The 14388-nt window shown below is 53.3% G+C and carries 10 protein-coding genes; all 10 read left to right on the forward strand.

Annotated elements, in window-relative coordinates:
• A partial coding sequence (locus HMPREF3140_RS27085; protein WP_072077167.1) for an EF-Tu C-terminal domain-related protein occupies nt 1–75 on the forward strand: 75 nt, incomplete at its 5' end.
• A gap of 336 nt (nt 76–411) precedes the next feature.
• Nucleotides 412–795: a preprotein translocase subunit SecE gene (gene secE, locus HMPREF3140_RS08225; RefSeq protein ID WP_002883772.1), complete on the forward strand. Its 384-nt coding sequence runs from the start codon at nt 412–414 to the stop codon at nt 793–795.
• Nucleotide 796: 1 nt separating this feature from the next.
• Complete coding sequence (nusG, locus tag HMPREF3140_RS08230; RefSeq protein WP_001287521.1) at nt 797–1342, forward strand: transcription termination/antitermination protein NusG; 546 nt, start codon at nt 797–799, stop codon at nt 1340–1342.
• 156 nt (nt 1343–1498) lie between these two features.
• On the forward strand, nt 1499–1927 hold the full coding sequence (gene rplK, locus HMPREF3140_RS08235; protein WP_002884034.1) for a 50S ribosomal protein L11: 429 nt from the start codon (nt 1499–1501) through the stop codon (nt 1925–1927).
• Between the two features lie 3 nt (nt 1928–1930).
• Nucleotides 1931–2635, forward strand: coding sequence for a 50S ribosomal protein L1 (rplA, locus tag HMPREF3140_RS08240; protein ID WP_002884036.1), 705 nt, complete (start codon nt 1931–1933; stop codon nt 2633–2635).
• A 413-nt stretch (nt 2636–3048) separates the two neighbouring features.
• Complete coding sequence (rplJ, locus tag HMPREF3140_RS08245) at nt 3049–3546, forward strand: 50S ribosomal protein L10 (RefSeq protein ID WP_001207203.1); 498 nt, start codon at nt 3049–3051, stop codon at nt 3544–3546.
• Between the two features lie 66 nt (nt 3547–3612).
• Entirely contained in the window at nt 3613–3978 is a 366-nt protein-coding gene (gene rplL, locus HMPREF3140_RS08250) for a 50S ribosomal protein L7/L12 (RefSeq protein ID WP_002884142.1), read from the forward strand.
• Nucleotides 3979–4302: 324 nt separating this feature from the next.
• Nucleotides 4303–8331, forward strand: a complete 4029-nt coding sequence (rpoB, locus tag HMPREF3140_RS08255; RefSeq protein ID WP_004901914.1) for a DNA-directed RNA polymerase subunit beta — start codon at nt 4303–4305, stop codon at nt 8329–8331.
• A gap of 76 nt (nt 8332–8407) precedes the next feature.
• The gene (gene rpoC / locus HMPREF3140_RS08260) at nt 8408–12631 is read left to right on the forward strand and encodes a DNA-directed RNA polymerase subunit beta' (protein ID WP_002884146.1); all 4224 of its coding nucleotides are present in this window, start codon (nt 8408–8410) and stop codon (nt 12629–12631) included.
• 400 nt (nt 12632–13031) lie between these two features.
• A complete protein-coding gene (gene dcuB, locus HMPREF3140_RS08265; protein ID WP_032412745.1) occupies nt 13032–14372 on the forward strand; it encodes an anaerobic C4-dicarboxylate transporter DcuB in 1341 nt (446 codons plus the stop codon).
• The last annotated feature ends 16 nt before the right edge of the window (nt 14373–14388 follow it).

The raw sequence follows: 14388 nt of genomic DNA on the forward strand, positions 1-14388 counted from the left end.
GACGGTCTGCGTTTCGCAATCCGTGAAGGCGGTCGTACCGTTGGCGCGGGCGTGGTTGCTAAAGTTCTCGGCTAATCGCTGATAACATTTGACGCAATGCGCAATAAAAGGGCATCATTTGATGCCCTTTTTGCACGCTTTCACACCAGAACCTGGCTCATCAGTGATTTTATTTGTCATAATCATTGCTGAGACAGGCTCTGAAGAGGGCGTTTATACACCAAACCATTCGAGCCTCAGGGCGACGGCTATTCAACTCCTTCTTTGCAACAGCAGGGCAGGGGTGACACCACCGTCAACATTGAAGCAATTTGAATAGTTAAGTGTATAATCCGAAACTTAATTTCGGTTTGGATCGCCTCGCCCCCGCGGGGTGAAATTGTTTGTAGAATACTTCTGACAGGTTGGTTTATGAGTGCGAATACCGAAGCTCAAGGGAGCGGGCGCGGCCTGGAAGCGATGAAGTGGATTATCGTTGCCGTGCTGCTGATCGTGGCGATCGTGGGCAACTTCCTTTATCGTGACATTATGCTGGCGGTGCGTGCGCTGGCCGTGGTTATTCTTATTGCTGCTGCCGGTGGCGTCGCGCTGTTGACGACGAAAGGTAAGGCGACCGTTGCTTTTGCTCGCGAAGCGAGAACCGAAGTTCGTAAAGTGATTTGGCCGACTCGCCAGGAAACGCTGCATACTACGCTGATTGTTGCTGCCGTGACTGCAGTAATGTCACTGATCCTGTGGGGACTGGATGGTATTCTGGTTCGCCTGGTCTCCTTTATCACTGGCCTGAGGTTCTGAGATGTCTGAAGCTCCTAAAAAGCGCTGGTACGTCGTTCAGGCGTTTTCCGGTTTTGAAGGTCGCGTAGCCACGTCGCTGCGTGAACATATCAAATTACACAACATGGAAGAGTTATTTGGCGAAGTCATGGTCCCGACCGAAGAAGTGGTTGAGATCCGTGGTGGCCAGCGTCGCAAAAGCGAACGTAAATTCTTCCCGGGCTATGTCCTGGTTCAGATGGTCATGAACGACGCAAGCTGGCACCTGGTGCGCAGCGTACCGCGCGTGATGGGCTTCATCGGCGGCACCTCTGACCGTCCGGCGCCGATCAGCGACAAAGAAGTCGACGCCATCATGAATCGTCTGCAGCAGGTTGGCGATAAGCCGCGTCCGAAAACGCTGTTTGAACCGGGTGAAATGGTTCGCGTTAACGACGGTCCGTTCGCTGACTTTAACGGCGTGGTGGAAGAAGTGGACTATGAGAAGTCCCGCCTGAAAGTTTCCGTTTCTATCTTCGGTCGTGCGACCCCGGTAGAACTGGACTTCAGCCAGGTTGAGAAGGCGTAAGCCGGCGATCAAAAAAGCAGCGATTTAATCGTTGCATAGGGCGCGAAATTGGCATACAATTTCGCGCCTTTTGTTTTTATGGGCCCGGCCCGTAAAACGATGTTTAATCACGGGGAGCTTCTCTGAAGCGTTAATACCCATTTTGAGGATTTAAGAATGGCTAAGAAAGTCCAAGCCTACGTCAAGCTGCAGGTTGCAGCTGGTATGGCGAACCCGAGCCCGCCGGTCGGCCCAGCACTGGGTCAGCAGGGCGTGAACATCATGGAATTCTGCAAAGCGTTCAACGCCAAAACTGATTCCCTGGAGAAAGGTCTGCCGATCCCGGTTGTTATCACCGTTTACGCTGACCGTTCCTTTACCTTTGTTACCAAGACTCCGCCGGCTGCTGTTCTGCTGAAGAAAGCTGCAGGCATCAAGTCTGGTTCCGGTAAGCCGAACAAAGATAAAGTGGGTAAAATCTCCCGCGCTCAGCTGCAGGAAATCGCGCAGACCAAAGCTGCCGACATGACTGGTGCCGACATTGAAGCGATGACTCGCTCCATCGAAGGTACTGCACGTTCCATGGGCCTGGTAGTGGAGGACTAAGAAATGGCTAAACTGACCAAGCGCATGCGCGTGATCCGTGAGAAAGTTGATGCAACTAAACAGTACGACATCAACGAAGCCATTGCTCTGCTGAAAGAGCTGGCCACCGCTAAATTTACCGAAAGCGTAGACGTTGCCGTTAACCTCGGCATCGACGCTCGTAAATCTGACCAGAACGTCCGTGGCGCAACTGTACTGCCGCACGGTACTGGCCGTTCCGTTCGCGTAGCCGTATTTACCCAGGGCGCAAACGCTGAAGCTGCTAAAGCTGCAGGCGCTGAGCTGGTAGGTATGGAAGATCTGGCTGAGCAGATCAAAAAAGGCGAAATGAACTTTGACGTTGTTATTGCTTCCCCGGATGCAATGCGCGTTGTTGGCCAGCTGGGCCAGGTTCTGGGTCCGCGTGGCCTGATGCCGAACCCGAAAGTAGGTACCGTAACTCCGAACGTTGCTGAAGCGGTTAAAAACGCGAAAGCAGGCCAGGTTCGTTACCGTAACGACAAAAACGGCATCATCCACACCACCATCGGTAAAGTGGACTTTGACGCTGACAAACTGAAAGAAAACCTGGAAGCTCTGCTGGTTGCGCTGAAAAAAGCAAAACCGACTCAGGCGAAAGGCGTGTACATCAAGAAAGTTAGCATCTCCACCACTATGGGTGCAGGTGTTGCAGTAGATCAGGCTGGCCTGAACGCTTCTGCAAACTAATGCCTTTACGTGGGCGGTGATTTTGTCTACAATCTTACCCCCACGATTCTGTCAATAAGACAGACGCTATGCGAGTCATTTGAATTGCAGCAAGGCAGCAATCGAGTGAATCACCGGGAGTGTAGTTAACTACATGACCGGTGTGAACGAGAGCAGCTAACGCCGCTGCGGTTCGAAGGACGAAGTCATAGGAAGAATTTGTTCGTTGGAGCCTGGCCTATCCAGGCCTCCGTCGAAGACCGCAGGTGTTTCGCAAGAAACTTAATCCCCTGCGTAGACGGTGACAGAACGCTAAGATTATTTTTGGATATTCTGGCTTGTTTCTGCTCACCGTATTTAGACGCTCTTTTCGTTGAATTGAGTGAAGTGAGTTCCAGAGCATAGGCTCTGGCAAACATCCAGGAGCAAAGCTAATGGCTTTAAATCTTCAAGACAAACAAGCGATTGTTGCTGAAGTCAGCGAAGTAGCCAAAGGCGCGCTGTCTGCAGTAGTTGCGGATTCCCGTGGCGTAACTGTAGATAAAATGACTGAACTGCGTAAAGCAGGTCGTGAAGCTGGCGTATACATGCGTGTTGTTCGTAACACCCTGCTGCGCCGCGTCGTTGAAGGTACTCAGTTCGAGTGCCTGAAAGACACGTTTGTTGGTCCGACCCTGATTGCATACTCTATGGAACACCCGGGCGCTGCTGCTCGTCTGTTCAAAGAGTTCGCGAAAGCGAATGCAAAATTTGAGGTCAAAGCCGCTGCCTTTGAAGGTGAGCTGATCCCGGCGTCGCAGATCGACCGCCTGGCAACTCTGCCGACCTACGAAGAAGCAATTGCACGCCTGATGGCAACCATGAAAGAAGCTTCGGCTGGCAAACTGGTTCGTACTCTGGCTGCTGTACGCGATGCGAAAGAAGCTGCTTAATCGCAGTTATCTTTGTAAAGCATTCGCTTACGTATAAACTTATTCTGATATTCAGGAACAATTTAAATGTCTATCACTAAAGATCAAATCATTGAAGCAGTATCCGCTATGTCCGTAATGGACGTTGTTGAGCTGATCTCTGCAATGGAAGAAAAATTCGGTGTTTCCGCTGCTGCTGCTGTAGCTGTAGCTGCTGGCCCGGTTGAAGCTGCTGAAGAAAAAACTGAATTCGACGTAATTCTGAAAGCTGCTGGCGCTAACAAAGTTGCTGTTATCAAAGCAGTACGTGGCGCAACTGGCCTGGGTCTGAAAGAAGCTAAAGACCTGGTAGAATCTGCTCCGGCTGCACTGAAAGAAGGCATCAGCAAAGACGACGCTGAAGCTCTGAAAAAATCTCTGGAAGAAGCTGGCGCTGAAGTTGAAGTTAAATAAGCCAACCCTTCCGGTTGCAGCCTGAGAAATCAGGCTGAGGCTGGTGACTTTTTGGTCACCAGCCTTTTTGCGCTGTAAGGCGCCAGTAGCGTTTCACGCTGTTTGACTACTGGTTTGCCTCTCAATGCTTGTTTCTATCGACGACTTAATATACTGCGACAGGTTAGGGTTCCTGGGCTGTGTAAATCGCAATGAAATGGTTTAAGCGTGATAGCAACAGGCATTGCGGAAAGTGTTCCATTTTCCGGTCAACAAAATAGTGTTGCATAAAAAACTGCCCTCTGCGGGCAGATGGGTCGACTTGTCAGCGAGCTGAGGAACCCTATGGTTTACTCCTATACCGAGAAAAAACGTATTCGTAAGGATTTTGGTAAACGTCCACAAGTTCTGGATGTGCCATATCTCCTTTCTATCCAGCTTGACTCGTTCCAGAAGTTTATCGAGCAAGATCCTGAAGGGCAGTATGGTCTGGAAGCTGCTTTCCGTTCCGTATTCCCGATTCAGAGCTACAGCGGTAATTCCGAGCTGCAATACGTCAGCTACCGTCTGGGCGAACCGGTTTTTGACGTTAAAGAATGTCAGATCCGTGGCGTGACTTATTCTGCACCGCTGCGCGTAAAACTGCGTCTGGTGATCTACGAGCGCGAAGCGCCAGAAGGCACCGTCAAAGACATTAAAGAACAAGAAGTCTACATGGGCGAAATTCCGCTCATGACCGACAACGGTACCTTTGTTATCAACGGTACCGAGCGTGTTATCGTTTCTCAGCTGCACCGTAGCCCGGGCGTCTTCTTTGACAGTGACAAAGGTAAGACCCACTCCTCCGGTAAGGTTCTGTATAACGCACGTATCATCCCTTACCGCGGTTCCTGGCTGGACTTCGAATTCGACCCGAAAGACAACCTGTTCGTTCGTATCGACCGTCGTCGTAAGCTGCCGGCTACCATCATCCTGCGCGCGCTGAATTACACCACTGAGCAGATCCTTGACCTGTTCTTCGAAAAAGTGGTCTTTGAAATTCGCGACAACAAGCTGCAGATGGAGCTGATTCCGGAGCGTCTGCGCGGTGAAACTGCCTCCTTCGATATCGAAGCCAACGGCAAAGTGTACGTTGAGAAAGGCCGTCGCATCACGGCTCGTCATATCCGTCAGCTGGAAAAAGACGATATCAAGCATATCGAAGTGCCGGTTGAATATATCGCGGGCAAAGTGGCGGCTAAAGACTATATCGATGAAGCGACTGGCGAACTGATCTGCCCGGCGAACATGGAGTTGAGCCTGGATCTGCTGGCTAAGCTGAGCCAGTCTGGCCACAAGCGTATCGAAACGCTGTTCACCAACGATCTGGACCACGGCCCGTACATCTCTGAAACGGTACGCGTCGACCCGACTAACGATCGTCTGAGCGCGCTGGTAGAAATCTACCGCATGATGCGCCCTGGCGAGCCGCCGACTCGTGAAGCCGCTGAAAGTCTGTTTGAGAACCTGTTCTTCTCAGAAGACCGCTACGATCTGTCCGCGGTTGGTCGTATGAAGTTCAACCGTTCTCTGCTGCGCGACGAAATTGAAGGTTCCGGTATCCTGAGCAAAGACGACATCATCGAAGTGATGAAGAAGCTCATCGATATCCGTAACGGTAAAGGCGAAGTGGACGATATCGACCACCTCGGCAACCGTCGTATCCGTTCCGTTGGCGAAATGGCGGAAAACCAGTTCCGCGTTGGCCTGGTACGTGTAGAGCGTGCGGTGAAAGAGCGTCTGTCTCTTGGCGATCTGGATACCCTGATGCCTCAGGATATGATCAACGCCAAGCCGATTTCCGCAGCAGTGAAAGAGTTCTTTGGTTCCAGCCAGCTGTCTCAGTTTATGGACCAGAACAACCCGCTGTCTGAGATTACGCACAAACGTCGTATCTCCGCACTCGGCCCAGGCGGTCTGACCCGTGAGCGCGCAGGCTTCGAAGTTCGAGACGTACACCCGACCCACTACGGTCGCGTATGTCCGATCGAAACGCCTGAAGGTCCGAACATCGGTCTGATTAACTCCCTGTCCGTGTACGCGCAGACCAACGAATATGGCTTCCTTGAGACGCCGTATCGTAAAGTGACCGACGGTGTGGTTACTGACGAAATTCACTACCTGTCTGCTATCGAAGAAGGCAACTACGTTATCGCTCAGGCGAACTCCAACCTGGATGAAAACGGCCACTTCGTAGAAGATCTGGTTACCTGCCGTAGCAAAGGCGAATCCAGCTTGTTCAGCCGCGACCAGGTTGACTACATGGACGTATCCACCCAGCAGGTGGTATCCGTCGGTGCGTCCCTGATCCCGTTCCTGGAACACGATGACGCCAACCGTGCATTGATGGGTGCGAACATGCAACGTCAGGCGGTTCCGACTCTGCGCGCTGATAAGCCGCTGGTTGGTACCGGTATGGAACGTGCTGTTGCCGTTGACTCCGGTGTTACTGCCGTGGCTAAACGTGGCGGTACCGTTCAGTACGTGGATGCTTCCCGTATCGTTATCAAAGTTAACGAAGACGAGATGTACCCGGGCGAAGCAGGTATCGACATCTATAACCTGACCAAGTACACCCGTTCTAACCAGAACACCTGCATCAACCAGATGCCTTGCGTGTCCCTGGGCGAACCTATTGAGCGCGGCGACGTGCTGGCAGACGGCCCGTCCACCGACCTCGGTGAGCTGGCGCTGGGTCAGAACATGCGTGTAGCGTTCATGCCGTGGAACGGTTACAACTTCGAAGACTCCATCCTCGTTTCCGAGCGTGTTGTCCAGGAAGACCGTTTCACCACTATCCACATTCAGGAACTGGCGTGCGTGTCCCGTGACACCAAGCTGGGGCCGGAAGAGATCACTGCTGACATCCCGAACGTGGGTGAAGCTGCGCTCTCCAAACTGGATGAATCCGGTATCGTTTATATCGGTGCGGAAGTGACCGGCGGCGACATTCTGGTTGGTAAGGTAACGCCGAAAGGTGAAACCCAGCTGACGCCGGAAGAGAAACTGCTGCGCGCGATCTTCGGTGAGAAAGCGTCTGACGTTAAAGACTCTTCTCTGCGCGTACCGAACGGTGTCTCTGGTACCGTTATCGACGTTCAGGTCTTTACCCGTGACGGCGTAGAAAAAGACAAACGTGCTCTGGAAATCGAAGAGATGCAGCTGAAGCAGGCCAAAAAAGACCTGTCTGAAGAACTGCAGATCCTCGAAGCCGGTCTGTTCAGTCGTATCTACGCGGTGCTGGTCTCCGGTGGCGTTGAAGCTGAGAAGCTCGACAAGCTGCCTCGCGATCGCTGGCTGGAACTGGGCCTGACCGACGAAGAGAAACAAAATCAGCTGGAACAGCTGGCTGAGCAGTATGACGAACTGAAACACGAGTTCGAGAAAAAACTCGAAGCGAAACGCCGTAAAATCACCCAAGGCGACGATCTGGCACCGGGCGTGCTGAAGATTGTTAAGGTATATCTGGCCGTTAAACGCCGTATCCAGCCTGGTGATAAGATGGCAGGTCGTCACGGTAACAAGGGTGTTATCTCTAAGATCAACCCGATCGAAGATATGCCGCACGATGCTAACGGTACGCCGGTAGATATCGTACTGAACCCGCTGGGCGTACCGTCTCGTATGAACATCGGTCAGATCCTTGAAACTCACCTGGGTATGGCTGCAAAAGGCATCGGCGATAAGATCAACGCCATGCTGAAACAGCAGCAGGAAGTCGCGAAACTGCGCGAATTCATCCAGCGTGCTTACGATCTGGGCGCTGACGTTCGCCAGAAAGTTGACCTGAATACCTTCAGCGATGAAGAAGTTCTGCGTCTGGCTGAAAACCTGCGTAAAGGCATGCCGATCGCAACGCCGGTATTCGACGGTGCGAAAGAAGCTGAAATCAAAGAGCTGCTGCAGCTGGGCGACCTGCCGACTTCCGGTCAGATCACCCTGTTTGATGGCCGCACCGGTGAACAGTTCGAACGTCCGGTAACCGTGGGTTACATGTACATGCTGAAACTGAACCACCTGGTCGACGACAAAATGCACGCTCGTTCCACCGGTTCTTACAGCCTGGTTACTCAGCAGCCGCTGGGTGGTAAGGCACAGTTCGGTGGTCAGCGCTTCGGTGAGATGGAAGTGTGGGCGCTGGAAGCATACGGCGCGGCCTACACCCTGCAGGAAATGCTCACCGTTAAGTCTGATGACGTGAACGGTCGTACCAAGATGTATAAAAACATCGTGGACGGCAATCACCAGATGGAACCGGGCATGCCGGAATCCTTCAACGTACTGTTGAAAGAAATTCGCTCGCTGGGCATCAACATCGAACTGGAAGACGAGTAATTCTCGCTCAAACAGGTCACTGCTGCCGGGTTAACGCCCGGCAGCGGAATGTGCTAACTCCGACGGGAGCAAATCCGTGAAAGACTTATTAAAGTTTCTGAAAGCGCAAACTAAAACCGAAGAGTTTGATGCGATCAAAATTGCTCTGGCTTCGCCAGACATGATCCGTTCATGGTCTTTCGGTGAAGTTAAAAAGCCGGAAACCATTAACTACCGTACGTTCAAGCCTGAGCGTGACGGCCTTTTCTGCGCCCGTATCTTTGGGCCGGTAAAAGATTATGAGTGCCTGTGCGGTAAGTACAAGCGCCTGAAACACCGCGGTGTGATCTGTGAGAAGTGCGGCGTTGAAGTGACCCAGACTAAAGTGCGTCGTGAGCGCATGGGCCACATCGAGCTGGCATGTCCGACTGCGCACATCTGGTTCCTGAAATCCCTGCCGTCCCGTATCGGTCTGCTGCTGGATATGCCGCTGCGCGATATCGAACGTGTACTGTACTTTGAATCCTATGTGGTTATCGAAGGTGGCATGACCAACCTCGAACGCAACCAGATTCTGACGGAAGAACAGTACCTGGACGCGCTGGAAGAGTTCGGTGACGAATTCGACGCGAAAATGGGCGCGGAAGCGATCCAGGCGCTGCTGCGCAATATGGATCTGGAGCAGGAATGCGAGCAGCTGCGTGAAGAGCTGAACGAAACCAACTCCGAAACCAAGCGTAAAAAACTGACCAAGCGCATTAAGCTGCTGGAAGCTTTCGTTCAGTCTGGCAACAAGCCGGAGTGGATGATCCTGACCGTTCTGCCGGTACTGCCGCCAGATCTGCGTCCGCTGGTTCCGCTGGACGGTGGTCGTTTCGCGACGTCTGACCTCAACGATCTGTATCGTCGCGTGATCAACCGTAACAACCGTCTGAAACGTCTGCTGGATCTGGCTGCGCCGGATATCATCGTACGCAACGAAAAACGTATGCTGCAGGAAGCGGTTGACGCCCTGCTGGATAACGGTCGTCGCGGTCGTGCGATCACCGGTTCTAACAAACGTCCTCTGAAATCTTTGGCCGATATGATCAAAGGTAAACAGGGTCGTTTCCGCCAGAACCTGCTCGGTAAACGCGTTGACTACTCCGGTCGTTCTGTTATCACCGTAGGTCCATACCTGCGTCTGCATCAGTGCGGTCTGCCGAAGAAAATGGCGCTGGAGCTGTTCAAACCGTTCATCTACGGCAAGCTGGAACTGCGTGGCCTGGCCACCACCATCAAAGCCGCTAAGAAGATGGTTGAGCGCGAAGAAGCTGTCGTTTGGGATATCCTGGACGAAGTTATCCGCGAACACCCGGTCCTGCTGAACCGTGCGCCAACCCTGCACCGTCTGGGTATTCAGGCATTCGAACCGGTTCTGATCGAAGGTAAAGCCATCCAGCTGCACCCGCTGGTTTGTGCGGCATACAACGCCGACTTCGATGGTGACCAGATGGCTGTTCACGTACCGCTGACGCTGGAAGCCCAGCTGGAAGCGCGTGCGCTGATGATGTCTACCAACAACATCCTGTCCCCGGCGAACGGCGAACCAATCATCGTTCCGTCTCAGGACGTTGTACTGGGTCTGTACTACATGACCCGTGACAGTGTTAACGCCAAAGGCGAAGGCATGGTGCTGACTGGCCCGAAAGAAGCTGAGCGTATTTATCGCGCCGGCCTGGCCTCTCTGCATGCGCGCGTTAAAGTGCGTATCACTGAATACGAAAAAGACGACAATGGTGAGTTTGTCGCGAAAACCAGCCTGAAAGACACGACCGTTGGCCGTGCCATTCTGTGGATGATCGTACCGAAAGGTCTGCCGTTCTCTATCGTGAACCAGGCGCTTGGTAAGAAAGCGATCTCCAAGATGCTGAACACCTGTTACCGTATTCTGGGTCTGAAACCGACCGTTATTTTTGCGGACCAGACGATGTACACCGGCTTTGCTTACGCAGCGCGTTCAGGTGCATCCGTTGGTATCGATGACATGGTCATCCCGGAGAAAAAATACGAAATCATCAGCGAAGCGGAAGCGGAAGTTGCTGAGATTCAGGAACAGTTCCAGTCCGGTCTGGTGACCGCGGGCGAACGCTACAACAAAGTTATCGATATCTGGGCTGCGGCGAACGATCGTGTATCCAAAGCGATGATGGATAACCTGCAAACCGAAACCGTGATTAACCGTGACGGTCAGGAAGAGCAGCAGGTTTCCTTCAACAGCATCTACATGATGGCCGACTCCGGTGCGCGTGGTTCTGCGGCACAGATTCGTCAGCTGGCTGGTATGCGTGGTCTGATGGCGAAGCCGGATGGCTCCATCATCGAAACGCCGATCACCGCGAACTTCCGTGAAGGTCTGAACGTACTCCAGTACTTCATCTCCACCCACGGTGCTCGTAAAGGTCTGGCGGATACAGCACTGAAAACAGCGAACTCCGGTTACCTGACTCGTCGTCTGGTTGACGTTGCGCAGGACCTGGTCGTCACTGAAGACGACTGCGGCACCCTGGAAGGCATCACCATGACGCCGGTTATCGAAGGTGGCGACGTTAAAGAGCCGCTGCGCGATCGCGTACTGGGTCGTGTGACTGCGGAAGATGTTCTGAAGCCGGGTACCGCGGATATTCTGGTTCCACGCAACACGCTGCTGCATGAGCACTGGTGTGACCTGCTGGAAGCGAACTCCGTTGACTCCGTCAAAGTGCGTTCCGTTGTATCCTGTGACACCGACTTTGGCGTCTGCGCGCACTGCTATGGTCGTGACCTGGCGCGTGGCCACCTCATCAACAAAGGTGAGGCTATCGGCGTTATCGCGGCACAGTCCATCGGTGAGCCGGGTACACAGCTGACGATGCGTACGTTCCACATCGGTGGTGCGGCATCTCGTGCGGCTGCTGAATCCAGCATCCAGGTGAAAAACAAAGGTAGCATCAAGCTCAGCAACGCGAAGTCGGTTGTGAACTCCAGTGGTAAGCTGGTTATCACTTCCCGTAATACCGAGCTGAAGCTGATCGACGAATTCGGTCGTACTAAAGAGAGCTATAAAGTACCTTACGGTGCGGTTATGGCGAAAGGCGACGGTGAGCAGGTTGCCGGCGGTGAAACCGTCGCAAACTGGGATCCGCACACCATGCCGGTTATCACCGAAGTTAGCGGTTTCATCCGTTTCACTGACATGATCGACGGCCAGACCATTACTCGTCAGACTGACGAGCTGACCGGTCTGTCTTCGCTGGTGGTTCTGGACTCTGCAGAACGTACCGCAGGTGGTAAAGATCTGCGTCCAGCACTGAAAATTGTTGATGCTCAGGGCAACGACGTTCTGATCCCAGGCACTGATATGCCTGCTCAGTACTTCCTGCCGGGTAAAGCGATTGTTCAGCTGGAAGATGGCGTACAGATCAGCTCGGGTGACACCCTGGCGCGTATTCCGCAGGAATCCGGCGGTACCAAGGATATCACCGGTGGTCTGCCGCGCGTTGCGGACCTGTTCGAAGCACGTCGTCCGAAAGAGCCGGCTATCCTGGCTGAAATCAGCGGTATCATTTCCTTCGGTAAAGAAACCAAAGGGAAACGTCGCCTGGTTATCACCCCGGTAGACGGTAGCGAGCCGTACGAAGAGATGATCCCGAAATGGCGTCAGCTCAACGTGTTCGAAGGTGAACGTGTGGAACGTGGCGATGTGGTTTCCGACGGTCCGGAAGCACCGCACGACATTCTGCGTCTGCGTGGCGTACATGCTGTGACCCGTTACATTGTTAACGAAGTCCAGGACGTATACCGTCTGCAGGGCGTTAAGATTAACGATAAGCACATCGAAGTTATCGTTCGTCAGATGCTGCGTAAAGCCACCATCGAAAGCGCAGGCAGCTCCGACTTCCTCGAAGGCGAGCAGGTGGAATACTCCCGCGTCAAGATCGCGAACCGCGAACTGGAAGCGAACGGCAAAGTGGGCGCAACGTTCTCCCGCGATCTGCTGGGTATCACCAAAGCGTCTCTGGCCACCGAGTCCTTCATCTCCGCGGCATCGTTCCAGGAGACCACTCGCGTGCTGACCGAAGCAGCCGTTGCGGGCAAACGCGACGAACTGCGCGGTCTGAAAGAGAACGTCATCGTAGGTCGTCTGATCCCGGCCGGTACCGGTTATGCGTATCACCAGGATCGTATGCGCCGTCGCGCTGCTGGCGAGCTGCCGGCGGCACCGCAGGTGAGCGTGGAAGAAGCGTCTGCCAACCTGGCAGAGCTGCTGAACGCAGGTCTGGGCGGTTCTGACAACGATTAATCGTTGATGCACTGCTAAAAAGCCGGTCAGGTTTCCTGACCGGCTTTTTTTATTGTCTATTTTTCGCCGCTTTCCCGGCCATTAATTACATTTACGACATATTAAATCTTCATTTTCTTAGCAATTAATTCATGCAAAATATCTATTAGAAGCCTTTTTCTAAAACCTTTCTTTATGTATGGGTAAAACTTCTACTCATATCAAAAAATAATCAATTCAAAGGGTATATATTCAAAATACCTGATGAATCATGGGATTACTTCTGTTGCTGTATCTTCGGCGCGACGGCGCTGGAGAGGGATAGCCGCATCTCATGCTTCTCCCGGTCTGGCGCAGAAATAATCCCGAGAGGCAGGTAGGGATCATTTTTAGATCTGAGTGGACAGGCTCTGGGGGCTGCATGGAATTCGCGATACAACTCATTATTATATTAATTTGTCTGTTTTATGGTGCCCGAAAAGGGGGGATTGCGCTGGGGCTGCTGGGCGGCATCGGTTTGGTGATCCTCGTCTTTGTTTTTCATCTCCAGCCGGGCAAACCGCCGGTTGATGTGATGCTGGTGATCATTGCAGTGGTAGCCGCCTCGGCGACCCTGCAGGCGTCCGGCGGGTTAGACGTGATGCTGCAGATTGCCGAGAAGCTGCTGCGGCGTAACCCGAAATATGTTTCTATCGTGGCGCCTTTCGTCACCTGCATGCTGACCATCCTCTGCGGTACCGGCCACGTGGTGTATACCATCCTGCCGATTATCTACGATGTGGCGATTAAGAATAACATTCGTCCGGAGCGTCCGATGGCCGCCAGCTCCATTGGCGCTCAGATGGGGATCATCGCCAGCCCGGTCTCGGTGGCGGTGGTATCGCTGGTGGCGATGCTGGGAAATTTTACCTTTAACGGGAAACACCTGGAGTTTCTCGATCTGCTGGCGATAACCATTCCGTCCACGCTGCTGGGTATTTTAGCCATCGGTATCTTCAGCTGGTTCCGCGGCAAAGACCTGGATCAGGACGAAGCCTTCCAGGCGTTTATTGCGCTACCGGAGAACCGCCATTACGTCTATGGCGATACGGCGACGCTGCTGGACAAAAAGCTGCCGACCAGCAACTGGATAGCAATGTGGATTTTTCTGGCCTCTATCGCCGTGGTGGCGCTGCTTGGCGCTTTTTCTGAACTGCGCCCGGCCTTTGACGGTAAACCACTGTCGATGGTGCTGGTTATCCAGATGTTTATGCTGCTCTCCGGAGCGCTGATCATCATCATTACAAAAACTAACCCGGCATCGATTTCCAAAAATGAGGTCTTTCGTTCGGGAATGATCGCTATCGTCGCGGTGTACGGCATCGCGTGGATGGCGGAGACCATGTTTGGCGCGCACATGACCGAGATTAAAGGCGTGCTTGGTGAAATGGTAAAAGAGTATCCGTGGGCTTATGCCATCGTGCTGCTACTGGTTTCGAAATTTGTGAACTCCCAGGCGGCAGCGCTGGCGGCGATTGTGCCAGTAGCCCTGGCCATCGGCGTCGACCCGGCCTATATCGTGGCTTCTGCGCCGGCCTGCTATGGCTACTATATTCTGCCGACCTACCCAAGCGATCTGGCGGCGATCCAGTTTGATCGCTCAGGGACCACCCATATCGGCCGCTTTGTGATTAACCACAGCTTTATCCTGCCCGGGCTCATCGGCGTCGGCGTCTCCTGCGTGTTTGGCTGGATATTCGCGGCGATGTACGGCTTTCTGTAAGAAGGACGGGCGCCGG

Source organism: Klebsiella sp. HMSC16A12, assembly GCF_001808265.1.
In the GTDB taxonomy this organism is placed as follows: Bacteria; Pseudomonadota; Gammaproteobacteria; order Enterobacterales; family Enterobacteriaceae; genus Klebsiella; species Klebsiella pneumoniae.